The sequence below is a fragment of the Clostridium sp. MB05 genome (genome assembly GCF_046581255.1).
Classification (GTDB): Bacteria; Bacillota; Clostridia; order Clostridiales; family Clostridiaceae; genus Clostridium.
On the sequence record NZ_CP174370.1, the window covers coordinates 902,115 to 927,865 of the forward strand.

General features: G+C 27.9%; 23 protein-coding genes and 1 riboswitch. Of the genes, 20 read left to right on the forward strand and 3 right to left on the reverse strand.

The window, feature by feature from the left end; translation table 11 throughout:
* Window positions 1-199: 199 nt before the first annotated feature.
* The 3 genes from ACH36K_RS04375 to ACH36K_RS04385 form a co-directional block, all read right to left on the reverse strand.
* A complete protein-coding gene (locus ACH36K_RS04375; RefSeq protein WP_411169740.1) occupies window positions 200-1,975 on the reverse strand; it encodes a methyl-accepting chemotaxis protein in 1,776 nt (591 codons plus the stop codon).
* A gap of 130 nt (window positions 1,976-2,105) precedes the next feature.
* Window positions 2,106-2,264: a hypothetical protein gene (locus ACH36K_RS04380; RefSeq protein WP_411169741.1), complete on the reverse strand. Its 159-nt coding sequence runs from the start codon at window positions 2,262-2,264 to the stop codon at window positions 2,106-2,108.
* A gap of 20 nt (window positions 2,265-2,284) precedes the next feature.
* A complete protein-coding gene (locus tag ACH36K_RS04385; RefSeq protein WP_411169742.1) occupies window positions 2,285-2,500 on the reverse strand; it encodes a hypothetical protein in 216 nt (71 codons plus the stop codon).
* A gap of 223 nt (window positions 2,501-2,723) precedes the next feature.
* Between ACH36K_RS04385 and ACH36K_RS04390 the strand changes: the two genes are divergently transcribed.
* The 20 genes from ACH36K_RS04390 to ACH36K_RS04485 all read left to right on the forward strand — a co-directional run bounded on the left by ACH36K_RS04390 (window position 2,724) and on the right by ACH36K_RS04485 (window position 25,481).
* Complete coding sequence (locus ACH36K_RS04390) at window positions 2,724-4,664, forward strand: BglG family transcription antiterminator (RefSeq protein WP_411169743.1); 1,941 nt, start codon at window positions 2,724-2,726, stop codon at window positions 4,662-4,664.
* A 115-nt stretch (window positions 4,665-4,779) separates the two neighbouring features.
* Complete coding sequence (locus tag ACH36K_RS04395; RefSeq protein ID WP_411169744.1) at window positions 4,780-6,192, forward strand: PTS fructose transporter subunit IIC; 1,413 nt, start codon at window positions 4,780-4,782, stop codon at window positions 6,190-6,192.
* Between the two features lie 116 nt (window positions 6,193-6,308).
* The gene (locus ACH36K_RS04400) at window positions 6,309-6,758 is read left to right on the forward strand and encodes a PTS sugar transporter subunit IIA (RefSeq protein ID WP_411169745.1); all 450 of its coding nucleotides are present in this window, start codon (window positions 6,309-6,311) and stop codon (window positions 6,756-6,758) included.
* A 139-nt stretch (window positions 6,759-6,897) separates the two neighbouring features.
* Window positions 6,898-7,656 (forward strand): HAD-IIB family hydrolase, encoded by a 759-nt coding sequence (locus tag ACH36K_RS04405; protein ID WP_411169746.1) that lies wholly within the window; start codon window positions 6,898-6,900, stop codon window positions 7,654-7,656.
* Window positions 7,657-7,795: 139 nt separating this feature from the next.
* The gene (locus tag ACH36K_RS04410; protein WP_411169747.1) at window positions 7,796-8,734 is read left to right on the forward strand and encodes a type I phosphomannose isomerase catalytic subunit; all 939 of its coding nucleotides are present in this window, start codon (window positions 7,796-7,798) and stop codon (window positions 8,732-8,734) included.
* Window positions 8,735-8,933: 199 nt separating this feature from the next.
* Window positions 8,934-9,057: riboswitch (SAM riboswitch) on the forward strand.
* A gap of 88 nt (window positions 9,058-9,145) precedes the next feature.
* Window positions 9,146-10,204 carry a methionine ABC transporter ATP-binding protein gene (locus ACH36K_RS04415; RefSeq protein ID WP_411169748.1) on the forward strand — a complete coding sequence of 353 codons (1,059 nt, stop codon included), beginning with the start codon at window positions 9,146-9,148 and terminating at the stop codon, window positions 10,202-10,204.
* On the forward strand, window positions 10,173-10,853 hold the full coding sequence (locus ACH36K_RS04420; protein WP_411169749.1) for a methionine ABC transporter permease: 681 nt from the start codon (window positions 10,173-10,175) through the stop codon (window positions 10,851-10,853). The genes ACH36K_RS04415 and ACH36K_RS04420 overlap by 32 nt, the downstream gene beginning before the upstream one ends.
* A gap of 51 nt (window positions 10,854-10,904) precedes the next feature.
* A complete protein-coding gene (locus tag ACH36K_RS04425; protein WP_411169750.1) occupies window positions 10,905-11,726 on the forward strand; it encodes a MetQ/NlpA family ABC transporter substrate-binding protein in 822 nt (273 codons plus the stop codon).
* Between the two features lie 84 nt (window positions 11,727-11,810).
* On the forward strand, window positions 11,811-12,980 hold the full coding sequence (locus tag ACH36K_RS04430) for a M20 metallopeptidase family protein (protein ID WP_411169751.1): 1,170 nt from the start codon (window positions 11,811-11,813) through the stop codon (window positions 12,978-12,980).
* A gap of 335 nt (window positions 12,981-13,315) precedes the next feature.
* On the forward strand, window positions 13,316-14,254 hold the full coding sequence (locus ACH36K_RS04435) for a type I phosphomannose isomerase catalytic subunit (RefSeq protein WP_411169752.1): 939 nt from the start codon (window positions 13,316-13,318) through the stop codon (window positions 14,252-14,254).
* A gap of 99 nt (window positions 14,255-14,353) precedes the next feature.
* Window positions 14,354-15,238, forward strand: coding sequence for an ROK family protein (locus tag ACH36K_RS04440; RefSeq protein WP_411169753.1), 885 nt, complete (start codon window positions 14,354-14,356; stop codon window positions 15,236-15,238).
* A gap of 311 nt (window positions 15,239-15,549) precedes the next feature.
* Window positions 15,550-16,758, forward strand: a complete 1,209-nt coding sequence (locus tag ACH36K_RS04445; RefSeq protein WP_411169754.1) for an MFS transporter — start codon at window positions 15,550-15,552, stop codon at window positions 16,756-16,758.
* 180 nt (window positions 16,759-16,938) lie between these two features.
* Window positions 16,939-17,250, forward strand: coding sequence for a hypothetical protein (locus ACH36K_RS04450; RefSeq protein ID WP_411169755.1), 312 nt, complete (start codon window positions 16,939-16,941; stop codon window positions 17,248-17,250).
* Between the two features lie 278 nt (window positions 17,251-17,528).
* Window positions 17,529-18,911: an ABC transporter substrate-binding protein gene (locus ACH36K_RS04455; RefSeq protein ID WP_411169756.1), complete on the forward strand. Its 1,383-nt coding sequence runs from the start codon at window positions 17,529-17,531 to the stop codon at window positions 18,909-18,911.
* A 66-nt stretch (window positions 18,912-18,977) separates the two neighbouring features.
* Entirely contained in the window at window positions 18,978-19,874 is an 897-nt protein-coding gene (locus ACH36K_RS04460; RefSeq protein ID WP_411169757.1) for a carbohydrate ABC transporter permease, read from the forward strand.
* Between the two features lie 37 nt (window positions 19,875-19,911).
* A complete protein-coding gene (locus ACH36K_RS04465; protein WP_411169758.1) occupies window positions 19,912-20,739 on the forward strand; it encodes a carbohydrate ABC transporter permease in 828 nt (275 codons plus the stop codon).
* A 13-nt stretch (window positions 20,740-20,752) separates the two neighbouring features.
* Complete coding sequence (locus tag ACH36K_RS04470; RefSeq protein WP_411169759.1) at window positions 20,753-21,847, forward strand: glycoside hydrolase family 130 protein; 1,095 nt, start codon at window positions 20,753-20,755, stop codon at window positions 21,845-21,847.
* A 73-nt stretch (window positions 21,848-21,920) separates the two neighbouring features.
* Window positions 21,921-22,952, forward strand: coding sequence for a LacI family DNA-binding transcriptional regulator (locus tag ACH36K_RS04475; RefSeq protein WP_411169760.1), 1,032 nt, complete (start codon window positions 21,921-21,923; stop codon window positions 22,950-22,952).
* A gap of 25 nt (window positions 22,953-22,977) precedes the next feature.
* A complete protein-coding gene (locus ACH36K_RS04480) occupies window positions 22,978-23,889 on the forward strand; it encodes a DUF1861 family protein (protein ID WP_411169761.1) in 912 nt (303 codons plus the stop codon).
* Window positions 23,890-23,900: 11 nt separating this feature from the next.
* Complete coding sequence (locus tag ACH36K_RS04485; RefSeq protein ID WP_411169762.1) at window positions 23,901-25,481, forward strand: alpha-glucosidase; 1,581 nt, start codon at window positions 23,901-23,903, stop codon at window positions 25,479-25,481.
* Window positions 25,482-25,751 lie beyond the last annotated feature (270 nt).

A 25,751-nucleotide genomic window follows, 5' to 3' on the forward strand; every position in this document is an offset into this window, starting at 1 on the left:
GTTATATTTATGTAGATGATTTGGTAGTTTATAGAGAATAAGGTTTATTTAAAAATTATACTAGGTAGAATCATTTTTATATGGCACTACCTAGTGTAATTTCTAATAAAAAAATCATAATTATATAAAATTATATAAAATCTTATTAATTTCCGATTAATAGAACATTAAGTATAATATTTAAGGTTCTATATTGATTTTAGAATTTAAATTTTGTTAGAGTTTCTGAAAGTTCTTGTGCTAGCTCAGCTTGACTTTGAGCTGTTTCAGCAATTTTAGTTATGGCACCTATAGTTTCGTTAATGCTATCTTTAACAGCATTAACATTTGATGATGAACCTTGAGTCATTGAAGCAACTGATTGAACAGCATCACTTAATTGAGACATTGTTGCAGATACTTCTTCAGACATAGATGCAATATCTTCACTCATTTTTCTAACAAATACTCCATCACTTTCATATTTACTGCCTATTTCAATAAAGTTTTTAAATTCTTTCATTATTTCATTATTCATAAATTCCAGTAAAGTATTACTACTATCAGTTATACTATTAAAAGCTATTTGCACCTGTTTAACAGTATCTTTAACATTTTGAACTGAGGCTCTAGATTGCTCAGCAAGGTTTCTTACCTCTTCAGCCACTACTGCGAATCCTTTGCCTTGCTCTCCAGCACGAGCAGCTTCTATTGCAGCATTCAAAGCGAGAAGATTAGTTTGCTCAGCAATTTCTTCAATAGAATTTGCCATATAAACTATTTCATTTACGATTTTACCTTTTTCAATTGAAGATTTTATGTCACTTTCAACATCTTTATATAAATTGTTTGTATTTTCAATTACATATTCAGTATTCTCCTTAATATTAGTAGCTCTTTTTTGTATCTTTTCTGAATTCATATTTCCATCAGTAGCTTTTTCAGAAAGGACATCTATGCTTGAACTTACTTCTAAAATAGAAGCAGATAACTCTTCTGTTATAGCACTAGTTTCTTGAACTATAGAGTTAATTTCACTTGAAGAATCATTTATTTGATCAAATTGACATGTAACTTCCTCAATAGCCATAGCTAAATCTTCGGTAGCAAAGTTAACCTTGTTAGTGCTATCTATAACAGTATGAATTATTCCTTTTAAATTTTCTTGAGCTGTATTAAGGGAAATACCTATAACTGCAAACTCATCATTATGGTTGTCCACTATAGATTCAGATAAGTCATATTTAGCTATTCTATTAGATAAAGACATTATCCTATTTAGTGATTTACTAATTCTAAGTATAATACGAATTGCAGATACTAGAGCAAGGATTATTGATAAAATTAGAACTATGGATGTAATTTTTAATGAGCTATTATAAATGTTTCCATTTGATTTTAGAGATTCTTCTGCCCATGTATTATTTAATTCTACCAATCTATCTAGTTTAATTGTAAAATATCCACATGTTTTATCTAAATCATATACAAAGTTTTTGGCTTCATTAATTTTATTTTCATTTACTAATGTAATTATTTTATTTGATAAATCATCAATAGTATCTAAAGATTTTACTATTTCATCAAAACGTTGTTTATCTTCTTCTTTTACAATTGAACTTTCGTAGAGTTCTACAATTTGTGAGTTTCTTTTAATATTATAAGCTATATTTTCAGTTAAAGTTTTTCTTTCTGATTCATCAGTTGTTGAAAGTAGTAATTTGCTACTTAGATAATTATAAGTAGTATTTTCACTTAATTCATTAATATAAATTACTCCCAAAGTATTATTGGAGTAAAGGTTTTCGGAAGCCTTATTAACTTTATTCATATTATAAAGACCAAGTCCCCATATAAATAATAGTAAAGCTATAATTAATCCATATGACTTTATAAGTCTATGAGATATTTTATGTAATTTTTTATTAGCCTTTTTAACTTTTTCTTTTGGAATTTTTTCTTTTTTAATTAGTTGGGATTTAGTTTCTGTACTCATTTAATTCTCTCCTATTTATACAATAATTTATTTAGTGAAATAACAAAAAAGACAATTACTTAAATTATCGGAAAATTAATCCAATAATTTAGTAGTTGTCCATATAAATATTATGATGATGTATAAATAATTAATATAATTGATTTGTTTTTGATGTTTTATTTACTTCTTGTTTCCTTGTATATTCATAAGATGAAGAGGCTACATTGCTATGATTCACAGGTGTAGCAACAGTTTTATTTTTCATTGGAATTACTCCGTCTGTTCTGCTTTTTTTCTTGTTAGACATATTACATCTCTCCTTAAAATTTATTTATCTAATTCTATATCTATATTAGATTGTTCTGTATAATCGAACTCCGCATTAGATATATTATTTGCAACTATGGCATCTTCCACTGGACTAGGTAATGGACTTGATGGTGCTTCAATTTTCCCATGACTAATCAAAGCATGTTTTTCTGGAGCATATCCTGTTCTTTCATGAGGTGTATAAATTTTTTTATTGTTTAGTTTAGTTGGCATAAATAATCCCTCCTTATAATTATATTATTTGAATTATAGCTTATTTAATTCCTAGTATTATCTTCTAAAAATGCATAAAGATTTTATAAAATTTAGGGTAAACTAAAACAGATAAAAATATATAAAATTTTAAAATTTAGATATGAAATTTCCTCTGTATGAGGCAATTATATATATATGAATATGTTTTCACTAAGTATATAATTTTAAAAGGTGATTTTTTATGATAAGTAGCGAAAGACAAAAACAAATTATTAATATCTTAATAAGCAAAAATAAAATTGTTAAAGGTGAAGATTTATGTACTACAATAGGGGTTTCATCGAGAACTATAAGAAGCGATATAAAAGAGCTGAATGATGTATTAAAAAAGCACGGAGCTTTTATTTTATCCGAAAAAGGTAAAGGTTATAGTATAGAAATAACTGATAAAGATGATTTTAAACAGTTTTTAGATTTTTTAAAAGTAGATGAAAAAGGTGGTTATATAAATTTAACTATAAAAGAAAGAGCAGAATATATAGTTATGAAGCTTCTTTTAAATGATATTAAAGGCTTAGATGGTGTTACACAAATAGATTTAGCTGATGAACTTTTTATTAGTTTATCTTCTTTAAAAAACGATATTAAATTAAGCAAAACTATACTAAGTGAAATTAAGCTTGATATTGTTAAAAATAAAAATAAAGGAATAATAATAAGTGGAAAAGAGGACGATATAAGAAAATGTATATCAATATATTTAAAAGCTTATAATAAATTTTTCTTTGATGAATTTAAAAAGATTTTCCAAGAAAAAGTAGGTAATGATACATTATTAATTATAGAAAATATATTAAAAGAAAATCTTTTAAAGTATAAGCTTAGGTTAACTGATATAGCCTTTAGTAATTTATTAAATCTTACTTATATAATGATTATTAGAAGCTTAATGGGAAAACACATAAATTACACAGAAGAAATAATCAGTTCATTAAATAAAGAAAGTAAAATAGAAATAGCAGAAAATATATGTAGTGATTTAGAAGAAAAATTAAAAATAAAATTAGAGGTATGTGGTGTTTATTATATAACTCAATATATAATTTCAAGTAATTTAATAATTACAGAAGTAGAAAAATACAAGTTAACAAATGAAGAAGCAAATTATAATTTAATAAATGAAATATTAAAAGAAATTTATCAGGTTTATTATATTGATTTAAGTAAAGACGATATTTTAAGAAGTTTCTTGGGAAGTCATTTAAGTGCATCTATAAATAGAGCAAAATATGAAATTAAAATTGAAAATAATATGCTTTCAACAATAAAAAATAATTATCCATTTGCTTTTGAATTAGGCGTTTTAGCTAATAAAATAATTAGCAAAAGTATAGGAATAAGCTTAAGTGAAGATGATATTGGATTTTTGACTTTACACTTTGCAGCATCCCTAGAGAGGATGAAGGGAAAAAAGGGAAAAGTAAAGAGAGTAATTCTTGTATGTACTACGGGAGTTGGAACTTCTCTTTTACTAAAAGTAAAGCTTGGGGATAGATTTAAAGATAAATTAGATATTGTAGATACTATTCCTTGGTATGAATTCAATGAAAACTTATTTGAAAACGTAGATCTAATAATTACAACAATACCTTTAGGTATAGAGTCAAAGAAAGTAATATATGTTAAAAATTTATTAGATAAAAATGAAGTGAAATTAATAGAAGAAAGTATATACAATACAAATCTAGATGGTAAAAATATATTAGATATATTTAAAGAGGAATTATTTATAAAGTCGGTAGATGCAGCAAATAAGTATGATGTACTTGAGATGATGACAAACCATTTAATAGATTTAAGTTACATAAAAGAAAATGTGAAAGATGAGATATTTAAAAGAGAAGAATTAGCTAGCACTGAAATTGGTGATTTAGTAGCTATTCCTCATACTATGCAAGAAGGAATAGAAAAGTCATTTATATCAGTAGCTATTTTAAAAAAATCAATTACATGGGAAAAGGAAAAGGTTCAAATTGTATTTATGGTAGGTATAGCTCAAAAAGATCAACAATTATTAAAGTCAATTTTAGAGCAAATATACAAGAAGATTATAGATAGTGATTTAATACTAGAGTTAATAAAAGTTAACAGCTTTAATGAATTTATAAAAGTATTTAATTAAAAAATTTCCTCTACTAAGTGCAATTATCTAACTGTGAATATGTTTTCATAGGCAATATAATTAAATCATCAAATGACAAACAAAATTCAAAGTGAGTTTTAGGAGGAAATAAAAAATGAAACTATTAGCAGTTACATCATGTCCAGTAGGAATTGCTCATACTTATATAGCAGCAGAAAAGCTAAATAAGATGGCAAAGAAAATGGGAGTAGAAATAAAGGTAGAAACTCAAGGGTCAACAGGAGCTGAAAATATTATAACAGACGAAGATATAAGAGAAGCAGATGGTGTTATAATAGCAGCAGACAAAGCTGTAAACTTAGACAGATTTGAAGGAATGGCAATTTATGAATGTCCTATAGCTAAGGCTATAAAGGAGCCAGATGTTTTAATTCAAATGTTTTTAGATGGAAAAGTTGAAAAGAAAAAGTCTTCAAAAATAAAATCAGTTGATGAAGCTAAGAAAGAAATGAAATCAAAGCAACCTGCTTTCTATAAGCACTTAATGGGTGGAGTTTCTTACATGATTCCAGTAGTTGTAGTTGCAGGTCTTTTAATAGCAATAGCTTTAGCTTTCGGTGGAGAGCCAACAGCAAACGGATTAGCAATACCAGCAGATTCATTTTGGAAAAAGATAGAGATGATAGGTGGAGCAGGATTTACATTTATGGTTCCAGTTTTATCAGGATTTATAGCTTATTCAATTGCAGATAGACCAGGTTTAGTTCCAGGGTTAATCGGTGGATATATAGCAGCAAATGGTTCATTCTATGGATCTGAAGCAAATGCTGGTTTCTTAGGTGGTATAGTAACTGGTTTCTTAGCAGGTTATGTAGCAAAAGGATTAAAATCAATAAAAGTACCAAATATGATTAAACCAATAATGCCAATAATCATAATTCCAATAATAACAACATTAGTTACAGGATTGGCATTTATATTAGTATTAGGTGGACCAATAACTTCAATATTTGAAGGATTAACTAACTTCTTAGCAGGATTATCAGGAGCAAGTTCAGTAGTTTTAGCTACAGTATTAGGTGCAATGGTTGCATTTGATATGGGTGGTCCAGTAAATAAAGTTGCATTCTTATTTGGTGTTGCAATGATTACAGAAGGTAGACCAGAAATAATGGGACCTATAGCAGCAGCAATAGCTATTCCTCCAATAGGAATGGGATTAGCAACATTCTTAGGAAAGAAACATTACAGTCAAGATGAGCTTGATGCAGGTAAAGCTGCATTTACAATGGGACTTTGTGGAATAACAGAAGGTGCAATACCATTTGCATCAGTTGACCCACTAAGAGTTATTCCATCATTAATAGTTGGTTCAATAGTTGGAGCTAACATAGCAATGTTTGCAAAAGTAGCTGATAGAGTACCTCATGGAGGTCCAATAGTTGCTTTAATGGGAGCTGTTGATGGAGTAGTTATGTTCCTTGCTGCAATAGCGATAGGCTCATTAGTAACAGCACTTATGGTTAACTATTTAAAATCTTTAAGAGATAGAAAAGCAGCTAAGTAAATTAATAAGAAATATATTATAATAAAATAAATAGTAAAAACATAAATAATATCAAGGGAGTTAACAGTTTTAATTTCCTTGATATTAAATTCAAAATTCAAAGAGAGGTAATAGCAATGAATAGCAAATTATTTGATGTAAAATACATGGATTTAAACTTAGAAACTAACGAAAAATTTGAAACAATAAATCATCTAGCACAACTAGCAAAAGATAGATTAATAGATGTTGATAAGTATGTTGAAGATGTAAAAAGAAGAGAAGCTATATCAACAACAGGTATAGGTGATGGAGTTGCGATACCTCATGCAAAATCACCATGGGTAAACATACCAACAGTTATAGTTGGTAAAAGTGAAAAAGGAATAGAATGGGAAAGCTTAGATGATGAACCAGTAAATATGGTGTTTTTAATAGCAGTACCAGATGGTGAAGGAAATGAGCATTTAAAAATTCTTCAAATATTAGCAGTAAGCTTAATGGATGATGATTTTAAAGCAGAAATAGAAAAAGCTAATGATAAAAAAGTAATAGAAGAGTTATTATTACAAAGAACTGAAATATAAAAAGAATATAAGCAATAAAATAGACTTAAAAGAGAATACTTTTAAGTCTATAAATTTATTTGTAAATATTTATCCAATTATATGATAAAATTATAGTGACAAAATAGAAAAAAATATCGATATAATAATGGAGGAATAAATGAGTAAATTATTAGCAACAGATCTTGACGGAACATTAATAAATGATAATGAGGTTACCATTGAGGATAAAGAGTTTATACTTAGACTTCAAAGAGAAAAGAATTTATTAGTAGTTTCAACGGGAAGACCATATAATGGAGTAGAAATGCTAAAAGATGACTATAAGATATTTGCAAATTATTATGTATTACTAAATGGAGCATTAATAGTAGATTCATTAGGAAGAAAAATAAATCAAGAAGTAATTAATAAAAAAATAATAGAAAGTATAGTAAATGAAATAAGTGAAGATGATGTATATATTTCAGTAGAATCTGGATTTGACACATATTTATTAACAGATGGAGATAATTTACCATATCCAAATAAAAAAAGGGTAAATTCAATATATGAGATAGAAGATGATTTAAGTTTAATTTCTATATATAATCCAAATAAAGAGAAGGATGAAATAGAAAAAATAAAAGATGAAATAAATGAAAAATATGGTGATGCAGTAGTAGCATATAGAAATGATATTTATATAGATGTAGTTCCAGTGGGATGCTCAAAAGGAAGTGGAGTAAAATATCTAGCAGATCAAGAATTAATAGAAAATGAAGATATATATACCATAGGAGATTCATGGAATGACGTAACTATGTTTAAGATAACTAAAAATTCATTTACATTTAACCATGTAGAAGAAGAACTAAAGAAACATGTTAAATATTTAGTTAACTCCGTAGGAGAATGTATAGAAAATTATTTATTATAAATATTATGGAAAATAAATATTATAGAAAATAAATATTATAAATAAAATAGAATAACTGAAGAAAATCAATTAATTTAATAATCTATATATTGAAATATATATTTTACTTAAGAAGTGTTGTTAAGGAAGGAGAAAGATTATGTATCCAATTAGATTTGAGAATTTATATTATGAAAAAATATGGGGTGGAAGAGATTTTGAATCCTTTAGAGATAATATGCCAGAAGGTGAAATAGGTGAAACATGGGATATAGCATGTCATCCAAATGGGACTGGAATTGTAGAAAATGGTTCATTAAAAGGAACTAGCTTCGATGATTTAATTAAAAAGTATGGACATACACTTGTAGGAGCGAAGGTTACTTTAGAAAAATTTCCATTACTTATAAAGCTTATTAATTCAAAAGAAAAACTTTCAGTACAAGTACATCCAGGAGATGAATATGCTGCAAAGTATGAAGGGGATTATGGTAAAACAGAAGCTTGGTATGTTATGGATGCTAAACCAGGTGCTTGTTTAATAGTGGGAACTAAAGATTGTAGTAAAGAACAATTTGAAGAAGCTATAAAAAATAATAATGTGGAAAGTTATTTAAATAAAATAGAAGTTAAAAAAGGTGATTGCTTTTTAATTAATAGTGGATTAGTTCATGCTATATGCGAAGGTGTTATAATAGCAGAGATTCAACAAAATAGTGATGTAACATACAGAGTATATGACTATGGAAGACCAAGAGAAATTCATGTTGAAAAAGCATTAGATGTTATAAACTTTGATCTTCAATGTGAAAACCTTAGTGAAAAAGAAGAAATAAAGCATGAAGGCTATAAGCAAAGCTTACTATGTAAAAATGAATACTTTGGAATAGAAAAAATAACTATAGATTCACAATACAATGATGCAAGTGATATAGAAAAGTTTGATATGTTAACTTGCGTAGATGGAGAAGGAATAATAGAAGGAAAAGACTTCACAGAAAAAATAAAGACTGGAGATAGTTATTTAATCCCAGCTACTTTAGGAGAATATTCAATAAAAGGTAATGTTACAGTTTTAAAGAGCTATCCAGTTATATAGTTAAATAAAAAACCTCTAAGTAATTAATTATTTAGAGGTTTAATTTTAGTTTTTTATTTTAAATTAAAATGACTTAGCAAAATATAATGGATTTCTTACATATGTCCACTTTTTATAAAAAAGTAAAAATACTATTGACAGTGGAAATATATACATATATAATGAGGAACAAGAAATGAAAAACAAAAAAATGAATAGATTTTTATCAAGAAAGATGGAGGGACTGGCCCTGTGAAGTCTGGCAACCTGAATTACGAACTTAAATTAGTTATGATTTAAGGTGCTAAATCCTGCAGATGTTTACTGCGTCTGAAAGATAAGAATGAAATATAGAAGTGTATTACACTGCTTTCTTATTTTTTAGGAAAGCAGTTTTTTTATTACCTTTTTTAGGGTAGAGGGAGGGGCAACATGATTGAATTAAAAAATTTATACAAGACTTATGATACAGAAGGTGAAAAAGTAGAAGCGGTAAAGGATGTAACATTAAATATTAACAAAGGTGAAATTTATGGAATTATAGGCTTTAGTGGAGCTGGAAAATCAACTCTAGTTAGATGCATAAACTTTTTAGAGAGACCTACTAAGGGGCAAGTACTTATAGATGGAAAAGACCTTAATGATTTATCAAATAAGGAACTTAGAGAAGAAAGAAAAAAGATAGGAATGATATTTCAACATTTTAATCTTATGAAGTCTAGAACAGTTTTCGAAAATATAGCCTATCCTCTGAAGGGAAGTAAATATTCAAAAGAGGAAATAAAAGATAAGGTTACATCATTATTAAAACTTGTTGAATTAGAAGATAAGGCCAATTCTTATCCATCTCAATTAAGTGGAGGACAAAAACAAAGGGTAGGCATTGCAAGGGCTTTAGCCAATGATCCAAAAGTATTACTTTGTGATGAAGCAACCAGTGCCTTAGATCCACAAACTACAAAATCAATACTAAAGCTTTTAAAAGAGGTAAATAGAAAATTTGGAATAACCATAGTAATAATAACTCATGAAATGCAAGTAGCTAAAGAAATATGTACAAGAGCTGCTGTTATGGAAAATGGAAGAGTTGTAGAAGAAGGAAATATATTTAAGGTATTCTCAGAGCCTAAAGAAAAAATAACAAAGAATTTTATAGATAGTACTTCTTTATTAAGTAATATATATGACTTAATAGAAGATAAATCTTCAGTTGTAGAAATTAAGGAAAATGAAAAAATACTAAAACTCAAATACTTAGAAAATAGTACAACTGAACCAATAATTTCGATAATATCTAGAGAATTTAATGTAGATGCAAATATAATCTTTGGAAATGTAGAGATAATTCAAGAATCTCCACTTGGTGGACTTATTGTAATAATTAAAGGTCAAGAAGAACAAATTCATAATGTTATAAACTATCTTAAAGAAAAAAATGTGGAAGTTGAGGTGATTAAAGATGGCAGACTTAATACAAAAATTATTGCCTAATGCAGTAAAAAAAATATCAGAAATTTATGAAGCAACTGGACAAACCTTGATTATGCTTTTAGTATCAGGAGCTATATCATTTGTTATAGGTCTTATATTAGGAGTAATATTAGTGGTAACTAAGAAGGGAAGTATATTAGAAAATAAACCAGTTTATTATGTTTTAGATAAGATAATAAATATAACAAGATCAATACCATTTATTATTTTATTAGCAGCAGCAATACCATTAACTAGGGCTATAGCAGGAACAGCCATTGGAACAAGGGGGTCTTTTGTACCACTAGTTTTAGGAACTATACCCTTCTTTTCAAGGCAAATAGAAAGTGCTTTATCAGAAATAGATAAGGGGGTGATAGAGGCAGCAGAGGCAATGGGGTCATCACCTTTAGAAATAATATTTAGAGTGTATCTAAAAGAAAGTATACCAAATATTGTTAGGGCAACAACAATAACCTTTGTAAGCTTAGTTGGATTAACAGCTATGGCAGGATCAGTAGGTGGCGGAGGTCTTGGAGATCTAGCAATTAGATATGGCTATCAAAGAAATCAAATAGATATAACCTTTGTAACAGTAATAATATTACTTATTGTAGTAAATATAATTCAAGGGCTAGGGGATAGAGTAATTAAAAAAACAACACATTAAAATTAAAGCAATAAGCAAAAATAAAAAATAAATAAAAAGGGGACTTAAAATATGAAAGCTAAAAATTTACTAAGTATAATATTATCAGGGGCATTACTTTTTTCATTAGTAGGATGTCAAGGAGGAAAATCAAAAACAGAAAATAAAGTAGTTAAGGTAGGAGTAGTTGGTGAAAGTAGTGATCAATGGAATCCTGTAATAAAAAATCTTGCAAAAGAAGGGATAACTGTAGAACTTGTTCCTTTCTCAGATTATAGTCAGCCAAACCAGGCTTTAGCAGATGGGGAGATAGATTTAAACTCTTTCCAACATTATGCATACTTAAATAAAGATATTGCAGATAGAGGATTTGATTTATCAGTTATAGGAGAAACTTTAATAGCTCCTCTTGGTGTATATTCAAATAAAATAAAATCTATTGATGAGCTAAAAGATGGGGACTCTATTGCTATACCAAGTGATGCAACTAATGGAGGAAGAGCTTTAAAGGTTTTAGAATCAGCAGGAGTTATTAAGGTAAATGAGGCAGCAGGATACACTCCAACTTTAGATGATATAGTTGAAAACCCTAAAAATATAAAATTTATAGAAGTTGAAGCAGCTCAAACTCCAAGATTATTAGAAGATGTAACTGCAGCTTTAATAAATGGTGGACATGCAGTTGATGCAGGACTTAATCCAAAAGAAGATTCTATTTACTTAGAACAAGTTAAAGAAGGTAGTGACAATCCTTATATAAACGTAATTGTTGCAAGAACTGAAGATAAAGATAATGAAGTTTATAAAAAAGTTGTTGAAGCATTTAGATCAGATGAAGTAGCTAAGGTTATAGAGGAAGTATATAAAGGGGCTTATATACCAACTTGGAAATAGAAATTAAAGAATAAAACTATTTATAACAATATGAATATAAATAAGTAAAATACTGTGAGTGATTAATATAAGGGGGCTATTTTTATGAATATAAAAGATTATGTAATAAAGGAAAAGGACTATATTACTGAATTAAGGAGATATTTTCATAAGTATCCAGAAGAAAGTTTAAAAGAATATAATACAGCAAAGAAGATAGAAGAAGAGCTAGACAAACTAAATATTCCACATAAAAGAATTGGGGAAACTGGGGTTTTAGGAATAATAAAAGGTAAAAAAGCATCAAATAGAATTTTAGCTGTAAGAGCAGATATAGATGCTCTTAAGGTTCCAGATTTAAATAAGGAAGACTATAAATCTGAAAATGATGGATATAACCATGCTTGTGGTCATGATGGACATACGGCTAGCCTTCTTGGAACTGCAAAAATATTAAAAGAAAAGGAAGAGGAGCTGGTAGGAGAGGTAAGATTATTCTTCCAACAAGCAGAAGAAATTGGACAAGGAGCTAAAATATTTCTTAAAGAAGGATGCTTAGATGGAGTAGAAGAAATAATAGGAGCTCACGTAGCTTCAGGAATAGACTTAGGTAAGGTATCAGTAACTAGTGGGCCTAGCTGTGCATCTTGTGATTATTTTAAGATAACTATTAAAGGCAAAGGTGGTCATGTATCTGCACCTCATTTATCAACAGATGCTTTATATATTGCTAGCCAAATAGTAGTAAATCTACAATCAATAGTAAGTAGGCAAACAGATCCTATTGATACAGTAGTTGTAGGAGTTGGATTAATCAAAGGGGGAACTACTTACAATACAGTAGCAGGAGAAGTCACATTAGAAGGAACAACGAGAGCTTTTACTTTTGAATCAAGAGAAAAGACAAATAAGTCAGTAGAAAAAATAGCGAAAAATATAGCAGAAAGCTATGGGGCAGAGGCTATAGTTGAGTTTAGAGATTATGCATCACCTTTAATAAATGATGAAAGAGTTAGTAAGGAAGTTGCTCTTATTGCAAAAAATATTGTGGGAGAAGAAAATGTAATAACCAACTATCCAAAGAAACTAGGAGCAGATGATTTCGCAGAATTCTTAATAGAAGTACCAGGTACCTATATACAAGTAGGAACTAAAAATTCATGTAATTCAAATACTGCTGTAGCACATCATAATGATTTATTTGATATAGATGAAGCGGGATTATTAGTAGTTACAAATATAGAAGTAGATTATGTATTAAATAAGTTATTATAAAATTATTTCCCTAGGTTCAAAACAGTTGTTTCCTAGGGAAATTTTTTTAGGAAATTATAAAAGTCTAAAATTTTGAAAATGTTAATATAGAAAGCCTTTAGCAATTTTATTTGGAAAATCGTTTTAAGAATTATCTAGTTCATTTTCTAAAAATTAGAATAGTAAATAAAAAATATCACTATATAATAAATTATAAGATGTTAGATTATATACAAAATTAAAGTGAGTTATTATTGAATTTCAATTAATCCAGCTATAAGATTGTTTTAAAGATTACTTTATATTATATAAGAATATGTTATCTTTAAGAAGAATTAAAATAAGGCGGTGATTTAATGTATCCAATTAGATTTGAAAATTTATATTATGAAAAAATATGGGGTGGTAGAGATTTCGAAGCCTTTAGAAATAATATGCCAGAGGGAGAAATAGGTGAAAGCTGGGATATAGCATGCCATCCAAATGGAACAGGAGTAGTAGAAAATGGCTCATTAAAAGGAACTAGATTTAATGATTTAATAAAGAAATACGGGCATGCACTTGTTGGAGAAAAGATTACTCTTGAAAAGTTCCCATTACTTATAAAGCTTATAAACTCAAAAGAAAAACTTTCAGTACAAGTTCACCCAGGTGATGAATATGCAGCAAAGTATGAAGGGGATTATGGTAAGACAGAAGCTTGGTATGTTATGGATGCTAAACCAGGTGCTTGTTTAATAGTGGGAACTAAAGAGTGTAGTAAAGAACAATTTGAAGAAGCTATAAAAAATAATGAAGTAGAAAGTTATTTAAATAAGATAGAAGTTAAAAAAGGCGATTGCTTTTTAATAAATAGTGGATTAGTTCATGCTATATGCGAAGGAGTTATAATAGCAGAGATTCAACAAAATAGTGATGTAACATATAGAGTATATGATTATGGAAGGCCAAGGGAAATACATGTTGAAAAAGCATTAGACGTTATAAACTTTGACCTTCAATGTGAAAATCTTAGTGAAAAAGAAGAAATAAAGCATGAAGGATATAGTCAAAGTTTATTATGTAAAAATGAGTACTTTGGAATAGAGAAAATATCTGTAACTTCAGAATATAAGGATCTAAGCGATATTGAAAAATTTGATATGTACACTTGCGTAGAAGGTGAAGGAACAATAGAAGGAAAAGATTTCTCAGAAAAAATAAAAATGGGAGATAGTTATTTAATTCCAGCTACTTTAGGAGAATATTCAATAAAAGGTAATGTTACAGTTTTAAAAAGTTATCCAGTTATATAATAAATCCCTCATAATATAATTAATAACAAGCTTAAGCTTGTTATTAATTATAATGTAAATGTTTAAATTATATAAAATAATAGAATGGAGATTATAAAAATGAAATATATAATAGGTATAGATATAGGTGGAACTAATATTAGAACTGCCTTAATGGATGAAGAAAGAAATATTATAGAAAAACTTAAAATAGAAAATGAAGTGAACAAGGGGCCTGAATACAATTTAGATAAAATTATAAATCATATTAATGCTAATTGGAAAGAAAAAGGTATAAGTGGGATAGGAATTGGAAGTCCAGGTCCTTTAGATATTAAAAGTGGTAAAATACTTAAGGCTCCAAATTTAAAAGGCTGGGATAATTTCAATGTGAAAGAATATATTGAAAAAAACACATTATTAAAAACTGAAATTAATAACGATGCAAATGTTGCTGGTCTTGCAGAAGCAATGATAGGTTCTGCAAAAGGTGCTGAAAGCGTTTTTTACATTACTGTATCCACAGGTGTAGGTGGAGCTTTAATAATTAATAATAAAATAGTAAATGGTGCAAATAGTTTTGCAGGAGAAATATGCAACTTAATAATAAATGAAGATAAATATAGTCATTCAGGATTGGTTAAAGGAGGATTAGAAGGTCAATGTAGTGGCCCTAATATTTCAAGAAAAGCAAGTGAAAAACTAGGAAGATACATAGAAACACCAGAAGTTTTTGATTTATATAAAAATAATAATGAAGTAGCAATTAAGCTAATTGAAGAATTATGTGAAAATTTATCTAAAGGAATTTCTAATATAATATCAGTAGTTGACCCTGAAATTATAGTTTTAGGAGGTTCTGTAGTTTTATATAATCAATCAATTATCCCAATAATAATAAATAAAGTTAAGGAAAAGGTTATAAATAAGGAAGCAGTAAATATAAGGGTAGCAGAAATTGGAGATGATGCTGGACTTAAAGGTGCAGGATTCTTAATAGAATAAATAGTTTAATGGGAATGGATAAAAATAATATTAGAAAAAGAGAAAATATTTATTTCTATTGTTTAGGCTGTGTTAGAGGAAGATATCTAACACAGCCATTTTTTACCCTATAAGAGATTATATTTTTAAAATCTGTGGATAAATTATTTATAGCATATAAGTTATTGAAGTTAGCTCTATAGAGCAAAAAAGAGAATAAAGAATGCAAGATTTAATTGGTTTTATTTAAAGTAAATATTTGTTTAATTAAAGCTTCATAGATAGTAAGCTATTTCGTGAGGAGAATTCTTGAAAAAAGGGGGGAAGGAATAGTGGAGACTGTATCTAAAAGGTTTTCTAATTATCTTCTTATATCGTCTTTAGGTGGAAATATAATTGGAAGCTTATTTGTTCTATTTTTAAGTTCTACTAAAGGATTTAGTGCTAAAGAAATAAGCTTAATTATAGGAACAACACCATTGATAATATTTCCCATATTTTTTATATGGGGTAGTGTATTAGATAAATATAAAAAAATTATATGGTTTAGTAAGTTAGTAAATTTATCAAATATCATAACAATGATGCTATTGATATTTACAGATAATTTTAGAATATTCTTTATTATAAATTTATTAAGATCAATTTTACTGCAACCTGGTGGAACATTAAATGATAAGTACCTATTGAACATATCAAAGATTAATAAAGGTTCATATGGAAATTTAAGAGTTAGATCTACTATAGGATATGGATTAGCTGGAATAGTAAGTTCTATAGCTATTAAATTAGGTGATGTATATTTAGCTATGTCAGTGGGGATGGTTTTAATATTTATAAGTATTATTCTAATAAACAAAATTCCAGACATACCCAATGATGATATAGAAAATTATAAAGAGAATGAATTAAGTAAGGGTAATCTTATTAAATCTATAGCAAATTTATTAAAAAATAAACTATATATTAAGTATTTAATAATAATATCAATCATTTGGGGAACTCAAAATGCAGCATCTGGATATGGAATTCAAATAATGATGATTGATTTAAATGCGTCAAAAGAAATTATAGGATTAATTCCTTTTATAATGGTTATTTTTGAAGTTATATTTTTGTTAATTTATGATAAAATAAGGATTTTAAAAAAAGTTGATACAGCATTAGTAATATCATTATTAATACTAATTTTAAGATGGGGTATAATGCTTTTTGCTAAATCATATTCAACTATATTATTAATAACTATACTTCATGGAATAGTTACAGGAATAGTTCTACAAATTCAAAATAAGTTAATTGGAGAAACTGTTCCATCTAATCAGCACTTCTTAGCATTTATAATAATAAGTTCCTTTTCCAATACAATACTACCTAGTATATTAAACTTAATTACAGGGAGTTTATATGAGAATATGGGGATTTGGATATTCGGAGGATGTTATTTAGTACTTACATTAATAGCTATATTTATAATGATATTTACAAGTATAAAGAATAAATTTAAATTCAAAAAAGTTGATGCAGAATTCAATTTATAAATATAATTGTAGGGTTAAGTTAAAAAATTCAGAGAAAAACGAATTTATAGAGTAAGTTTGGATAATGAATATAATTTTATAGAAAATATAACAAAAAATATAATATAGATACTAGATTAATAGAATTTAAGATTAATAGGCTATTAAAGTAAGGTTTAATGGTCTATTAGATGGAGCATAATGACTATAACAAATTCTTATATTGTAGTTTTATTAATAACAATTTTACATGGTTTTGTAGCTGGAGCTATTTTTCAAATACAAAATAAACTTTTTGGAGAAATAGTAGAGCCTCGGTATCAATTTTCAGCCTTTATGTTATTAGGAGCTATATTAGGGACAATGCTACCTAGTATTTTAAATTTAATAACAGGAAATTTATATGAAAAATTAGGTGTTGGAATATTTGGTGCAACATATTTAGCACTTACAATAATTGCATTAGTCATTATGATATTAAGCAAAATAGAAAAGAAAAATTTTGGACAATAAATATGGTAAAAAGAGGATGTTGAATCCTCTTTTTCTATTTATACCAGAAAAATTTACAAATTAATTTAAAAAACATAAAAATTAAAGTTAATTCGCGTTGAAATTCAAGCAAATCAACTATAAAATGATAATTGAAAGGTTTACAAAATAAAAAATATGTCGAAGCAAGTAGTAAAATGCTAAAATATAAATACTTGTATTAAAAAATTAAAGTTAAATTCAAGTTTATAGTGTATCTATGATACTTATGATAATTAAATTTTTAGGGAGGAATTTTTATGAGCAAAATCACTAAAATAATTTCTGCATTAACATTAACAACTATTATGGCTACATCATTAGTAGGTTGTTCAGGTGGTAATTCAGGTTCAAAATCTTCAGGAGATGCTATTACAGTAAACTTTTGGACAGCACCACAAAAAGTTCAGTATGATTTTTGGACAAAGAAGGCAGAAGCATTTAATGCAACCAATACTGAGGTAAATGGAAAGAAAGTTAAATTAGAAGTACAACAAATGCCAGAAACACCATCATCAGAAGCTGGGATTCAAAATGCATTAGCTACTGATACTACTCCAGCTATATCAGAAAACATAAATAGAGGATTTGCAACTACGTTAGCAGCATCAGATGCTGTATACTCACTAGAAAATGAAGAATGGTTTAAAGACTTAGTTGAAAATAGAGCACTTGAAACAGTAATGCCAGGTTGGCAAATAGATGGAAAACAATATGTAATACCAATGTATGTTAACCCAATGGTATTACAATGGAACACTAAAGCACTAAAGGAGTTAGGTGTTGATAAAGCTCCAGAAACTAAAGCAGAATTTGAAAGCTTAATAACTAAATTCAGAGAAAATAAAGATAAGATGGCTTCAATTGGTGTAAGTCACGTATTCTATAGAAATTCATTAATAAGACCAGATCAATGGTGGGACAGATGGTCTGATTTCCAAAATATTTATTTATCATTTAGTGGTGGTAAGCCATGGGTTGAAGGAAATAAATTAGTTTTAGATAAGGAATTAACAAAAGAAACATTTGAATTCTTTGGATCATTAGGAGATACATTATTAACATCAGAAGTTCCAAATGTATGGTCAGAAGAAAATCCACCAGTATTATGTACAATAGCAGCACCATGGGAAATTCAATCTTTAAGAGAAGGTGGAAAAAAATATGGTGAAGATTATAAATATGGTCCAATGATAGTTAAAAACCAAGGTAATACTACTTATAACTATGCAGATGCAAAAGGTTTAGTTTTATATAAAGATAGTAATATTACTGATGAAATGCATCAAGGCGCAGTAGAGTTTATTAAGTGGTTATATAATGAAGAAAATTCAGCGCAAACAGATTTAGAATGGTTAGAAGCTACTACAATGTTACCAGTTAGAGGTGACTTAGTTACAAATGAAACTTTCACTAAATACTTAAATGAAAATCCAGAATTAAAAGACTTAGCAAAATATGTACCATATGCTATTCCTTGTATGCCTCATGATAAGATGACACCAATACAAGAAGCATTAGGAACTAGTTTAGCAGCATATTTAGAAACTACATTAACATCAACTAATATTAAACCAAATGATGCTACACAATTTGTTAACCAAGCATTTGACGCAATGAAACAAGCTGGCGGACTAGAATAGTTTATTAAAGTAAAGCAAAGATGAATAAACTTTATCTTTGCTTTATTTATAAAGGAGTGACACTAGATGAAGGAAAAAATACAGAACTTAAAAAATAAAGGTGGGTTTTTAGGATGGCTATTTAATTTGCCATATATTGCATATTCAGTTATTTTCTTTTTAATACCATTAGTGTGGGCATTTTGGTTGTCAATGACAGACTGGAACTTAATGTCAAAGAATAAGAATTTTGTAGGGTTTGATAATTTTACAGCTTTATTCAGTGATCCAAGAGTTAAAGCTGCTTTTATAAACTCATTTAAATATTTAATACCTATAGTTATTTTTACATTTGTTGCAGCGATGATAATTGCATTATTAGTTCATAAGTTACCAGAGAAAATAAAGGGAATTACAGCAGTTTTATTTTTTATACCTTATTTAACTTCAGGTGTTGCAATATCAGTTGTAGTAAGATATTTCTTTAGCTTTAATTCAGCTTTAAATGTATCTTTGAGAGACAAAGGAATTAATATTGATTGGTTTAGAGATCCAAAATGGGCATTTATTATAATAGTTGGAATAGTAGTTTGGAAAATGTCAGGATATTATGCATTATTTATATTATCAGCATTAGAGTCTATTCCAGATGATGTTCATGACGCTTGTAAAATTGATGGAGCTACTGGTTTTAAAAAATTTAAAAGTGTAACATTACCAATGGTTATACCAACATTAACAACAGTTATTGTATTAGCAGCAGGACTTGCATTTGGTATCTTTACAGAACCTTATTTATTAACAGGTGGAGGGCCAAATTTAGCAACAACTACATGGCAATTAGAAATTTACAATACTTCATTTACAAACTTCCAATCAGGATATGGTGCAGCTATTGCAATAGCTAGTGCAGTTCATGTATTTGTAACAATAAAAATAATTACATTTATAATGGAAAAATTCAATAAGAAATACGGTCAATAAAAGTACTTACGCAAATATAAAATTGGAGGTTAATAAAATGAAAAATAAGTTAAATATAAAAACTATTTTAGTAATAGTAGCTACTATTATAATATTAGGAATTTCATTATTTCCTTACTTTTATATGATAGTACAATCATTAGCACCTTGGGATCAAGTAGATAAGGTTATGATGCCAGATGGCTTTACATTAAAAAGTTATGAATATCTTTTAGGCGGAAATGGTGCAGCTAATGCTAGCATGTGGATTAAATCATTAGTAAACTCATTTATAGTATCATTACCTACTGCAATAATTTCAGTATTAGTTGGTTTATTAGTTGGTTATTCAGTATCTAAAATGAAGAACTTTAAAGGAGAAAAAGTAATAATGAACTCATTATTATTTCAAATGTTCTTCCCAGTAATAATATTACTGGTACCAAGATATATAATTTCAAAGCCACTTACAAACACATATTTGGGTATGATATTACCTTTGTCAGTATCTATTTGGGGTGTGTTTATGTATATAAATTATTTTAAATCATTACCAAATGCTGTTTTTGAAGCTGCAAGAATAGATGGTGCTTCAGAACTAAAAATACTTTGTCATATAGCTTTCCCAGTAACAAAATCAGTAACGACAATAGTATTTTTATCAACATTTATGACAAGATGGTCAGAACTTATGTGGGATATGCTAATTTCACCAAAGGTAGATATGCAAACACTTAACGTGTTAATATCAACACAATTTAAGCCAATGGGGAATTTGCCAGGACCTATGTATGCAGCATCAGTTATATTAACAATTCCAATAGTAATTATGTTCCTATGCTTCTCTAAGCATTTCAAAGAAGGAATAAACTTTATGTTAAAGTAAGAGGAGGACTAGTATGAGTAATAATATAGACGTAAAAAGAAGTTTAAGAAATCCATTAATAAAGCCAAGTGACGTTAAGGCAAGTAGGGAAGACTTTAAGGTTGATGGTGTATTTAACTGTGGAGTATGTAAATATAATGATGAATATATTTTATTATGTAGAGTAGCAGAATCGGTTAAAGTAGTAAGTGAAAATGAAGTTAAGATACCTGTGGTAGTTAATAAAAATGGTGAGGATGTTATTGAGATAGTATCTTTTAACAAAAAAGTAGATACACAGTTTGATTATTCAGATTCAAGATCATTATGGATAACTGATGTTAAGGGAGGAAGAAAGATAGCTTACTTAACTTCATTATCTCATATAAGAGTTGCGAGATCTAAAGATGGAGAGAACTTTGAAATAGCAGATGAAGCTTTTATAAAGCCAATTGCTTCAGAAGAAGAATGGGGAATAGAAGACCCAAGAATAACACAAATTGATGATACTTATTATATAAACTATACTTCAGTTACAAGAAATGGAGCAGCAACTTCATTAGTATCTACTAAAGATTTTGTAAGCTATGAAAGACATGGAATTATATTTGCTCCAGAAAATAAGGATGTAACTATATTCCCAGAAAAAATTAATGGTAAATATATAACATTTAATAGACCAGTACCAAGTGCTATTGGTGGGCCAGATATGTGGATGGCAGAATCACATGATTTAATTCACTGGGGAAAACAAAAGCATTTTTATGGAGTGTCAAATGATGATTCATGGGAAAATGGAAGAGTTGGAGGAGGAGCAGTTCCTTTCTTAACTGAAAAAGGATGGGTAAAAATTTACCATGCAGCAGATAAAGATAATAGATATTGCTTAGGGGCTTTCTTATTAGATAAAGATGATCCAAGTAAAATATTAGCTAAAACAAATAGAGCAATATTAGAACCAAAAGAAGATTATGAAATAGAAGGATTCTTTGGAAATGTAGTATTTACATGTGGATGCTTATTTGAAGATGGAATAGTTAAAATTTACTATGGTGCAGCAGATGATAAAGTTTGCAGAGCAGATATTAAAATAGAAGATATATTTAAAGTAATGGATAAAATAGTTTAATTTAAAATTATAGAAAATATTTTGGGGGCAGTCTTTATTGGTTGCTTCCTAAATTAATATTAGGAGATATAGTATGGCGAAAGTAACAATGAAAGAAATAGCAAACAAGTTAAATATATCAATTAATGCTGTATCCCTTGCATTAAATAATAAAATTGGTGTTAGCGAAGAAACAAGAAAGCAAGTTCTTGATATGGCAGAAGAATTAGGATATTTAGATAAATCTCCTAGATTTGTACAATCCTATGCAAGTCGAAATATATGTACACTTATAAAAAAATCTCACTTTGAAGATAGTACTTTTTATTCAAAAATATTAATGGGAATAAATGAAGAGGCTAGAAAAAAGGGATATGATATTATAACATGTATGATTAATGAAAATGAGCAAAGTATTCCAAGCTGTATAGAAAGTAAAAAGGTTTGTGGAATAATAGTAGTTGCAGCTATTGAAGATGAATATTTAGTTAAACTTAAAGATTATAAGCTTCCAGTTGTATTAGTAGACCATACATCATTATTAGAAAGTACAGATAGTATTTTATCAGATAATAAGCTTGGTAGCTTTAAAGTTACAAAGCTGCTTTTAGATAAAGGTTATAAGAATATAGGTTTTTTTGGTGATTTAGAATACTCGTTAAGTATTAAAGAAAGATATTTTGGTTATAAAGAAGCAATAAAGAAGTTTGTTTGTATTAATTCAGAAGATGAAACTTTAGAATATATAGATAATTATTCTGTACTTCATAATTTAGAGGAGTATATAATTAATCAGGATGAAAAAGGAATACAAAAAATTATTTCTGAAATGGAGAATATTCCAGAAGCATTTGTTTGCTCAAATGATAATGCAGCGATAATTGTAATTACTGCTTTAAGGGAATTAGGATATTCAATTCCAGATGATATTGCAGTTGTAGGTTTTGATGATATTGTATTAAGTTCACTAGTAATACCAAAGGTTACAACTGTAAGGGTTCAAAAGGATTATATGGGTAGAAAAGCAGTAAATAGATTGCTTTGGAGATTAGAACATAAAAATGAACCAAATGAAAATATTGTAATGAGCGTTGAAGTAGTTGAGAGAGATTCACATAAAAGATAATTATAAGAAGGTGGGGTAAAAGAACATGATAAAAACTTGTAATGGATTATTAAAGGAATATTTAGAGGCAAAACCATCAGTGTACAATGTAGAAAAAATTAAGTTTGTAAATGTAGGGGATAATGATGTATATAATATAACTGCTCCTTTTAAAAATGATGATAAAACTATAATAGCAGGTAGAGTAGAAGCTAGAGATAGTGAACATTCAAAAGTATATTTCTTTGAAAATATAAGTGAAGGTTGGAGTCCAGCTAAAGGATATCCAGTGTTAGAATTACAAGATCCTTTTTATACTAGAATTAATGATGAGTTAATAGTTGGAGGGGTAGAAATATTCCCTGACCCGGAAAAAGAAGATACATTAAAATGGAGAACTATATTCTATAAAGGAAAGAATATACAATCATTAGAAAGATTTTTTGTTGGCCCTGATGGAATGAAGGATTTAAGATTAGCACAATTATTAGATGGAAAAATAGCAGTTTTAACAAGACCACAAGGTGAAAAAGGTGGTAGAGGTAAAATTGGATTTACTATAATAAATTCTTTAAATGAATTAACTATAGAAGTAGTTAATGAATCTCCATTATTAAATGGATTATTTATAGATGAAGAATGGGGAGGAGCTAATGAAGCAAGGCCCTTGGATTCATCAACATTAGGAATATTAGGTCATATAGCATGCTTTGATAATGATGGAAATAGACATTATTATCCAATGACTTTCAAATTAGATATTAATACTTTAAAAGTATCAGAACAAAAGCTTATAGCAATAAGAAAAGATTTTAAACCAGGAGAAGCTAAAAGACCAGACCTAGAAGATGTTGTATTTAGTGGTGGTTTAATAATAGAAGGTAATAAGGCAAGATTATATTCAGGAATTAGTGATGCAGAAGCTCAATTTATAGAAATAGATAATCCATTTAAGTAGGAGGTATTTAAATGAATAAAATATGGTGGAAAGAAAGCGTATTTTATGAGATATATATGTCTAGCTTTATGGACGGAAACAATGATGGTATTGGTGATTTTAAAGGAATTACATCTAAACTTGATTATTTATCAGATTTAGGAGTAAAGGGAATATGGTTAACACCATTTTATCCATCCCCTAGAGTAGATAATGGATACGATATTTCAGATTATTATAATGTAGATAAAGATTATGGTACTTTAGAAGACTTTAAAAGCTTTATTAATAAAGCACATAACTTAGGGATAAAAGTAATAGTTGATATAGTTTTAAATCATACATCAAGTATGCATCCATGGTTTATAGAATCAAGAAGTTCTAAAGATAATGATAAAAGAGATTTTTATATATGGAAAAAAGAAGTTCCAAACAATTGGGAGTCTTTCTTTGGGGGAGATGCTTGGGAGTTTGACAAAGAAACTAAGGAATATTATTATCATGCTTTTGCAAAGGAACAAGTAGATCTAAACTGGTCTAATCCTAAGGTATATGATGCAATGAAAGATGTATTAAAATATTGGTTAGACTTTGGTGTTGATGGATTTAGATTTGATGTAATAAACTTCTTAACAGTTCAAAATGATTTAAGCAAAGACAATCCTTTTGATGAAAAAGGAGAACAAATACATAAGTTTGACAAGGATCAAGATGGTGTATTAGATATAATTAGCAGACTAGTATCTGATATAAAAGCAATTAAGGAAGATGCTTTTTTAGTTGGAGAAGTTGGTTCAGAAGACATAAATGAGTTAAAGAATTACTTAGGGAAAGATTTATTAGATGTAGTATTTAATTTTAACTTAGGAAGTATGGAAGAGTTTTCTTCAGAAAAAATATATAAAGAAATTAAATCTATGGATGAAGTGTATGAGGAAAATCAAATACCTACAATATTCTTTAATAGTCATGATATGGGTAGAAGCATATCAAGGTTTAATCCAAAAGGAGATTTAAATGGAATAGAAAAAGCAATGGCAGCTTTACTTTTAACTTCATATGGTGTTCCATTTATGTATTTTGGTGAAGAAATAGGTATGAAAGATTTATTATGTTTTGATATTAAAAAGATGAATGATATACAAGGTATTACTAAATATAAGCTTGAGCTAGAAAAAGGTAAAACTGAAAGTGAAGCATTAATTAGTGCAAATAAAAGTTCAAGGGATAAATCAAGAAGCCCAATGCAATGGAATAACTCAAAATACTATGGCTTTAGCAGTGTTGAGCCATGGATAAACATAGAAGACAAACTAGACGATACTAATGTTGAAAAGTGTTTACAAGATAATAATAGTATATTAAAGTTGTATAAAGATTTAATAAAATTAAGATATAATAATGAAGTTTTAATGTATGGCATATATAAAGAAATATCATTTAATAACAATGTTTTATCTTTTACTAGACAATTAGGAAGTAAAGAGGTAGAGGTTATAATAAATTATGGTGAAGATGTTTATACTTATAATAATAACTTTAAAACATTATATGAAAACAATACTATTAATGGAGCGCTGAAACAATTTGGTTTTGTGATAAATAAGAAATAGAACTTATTTATAGTAATAGTAGATGGAAATTTAACACATTAAGTAAATTTTAGATAGTAGATAGAATGGTGAGAGCTAATCTATCTACTATTTTTTTATTATAGATAGTATTGTATTATATAGGTTTCAATATAAGGATTATATGATAAATTTATAAGTAAGAACTTGTGGTATATAATAAATATAGAATATTTAGGAAACAATAGTATATAATGTTTTAAAGTTTATTAATAGATTTATATAATGTTTTTAATATAAATAAATAGGGAG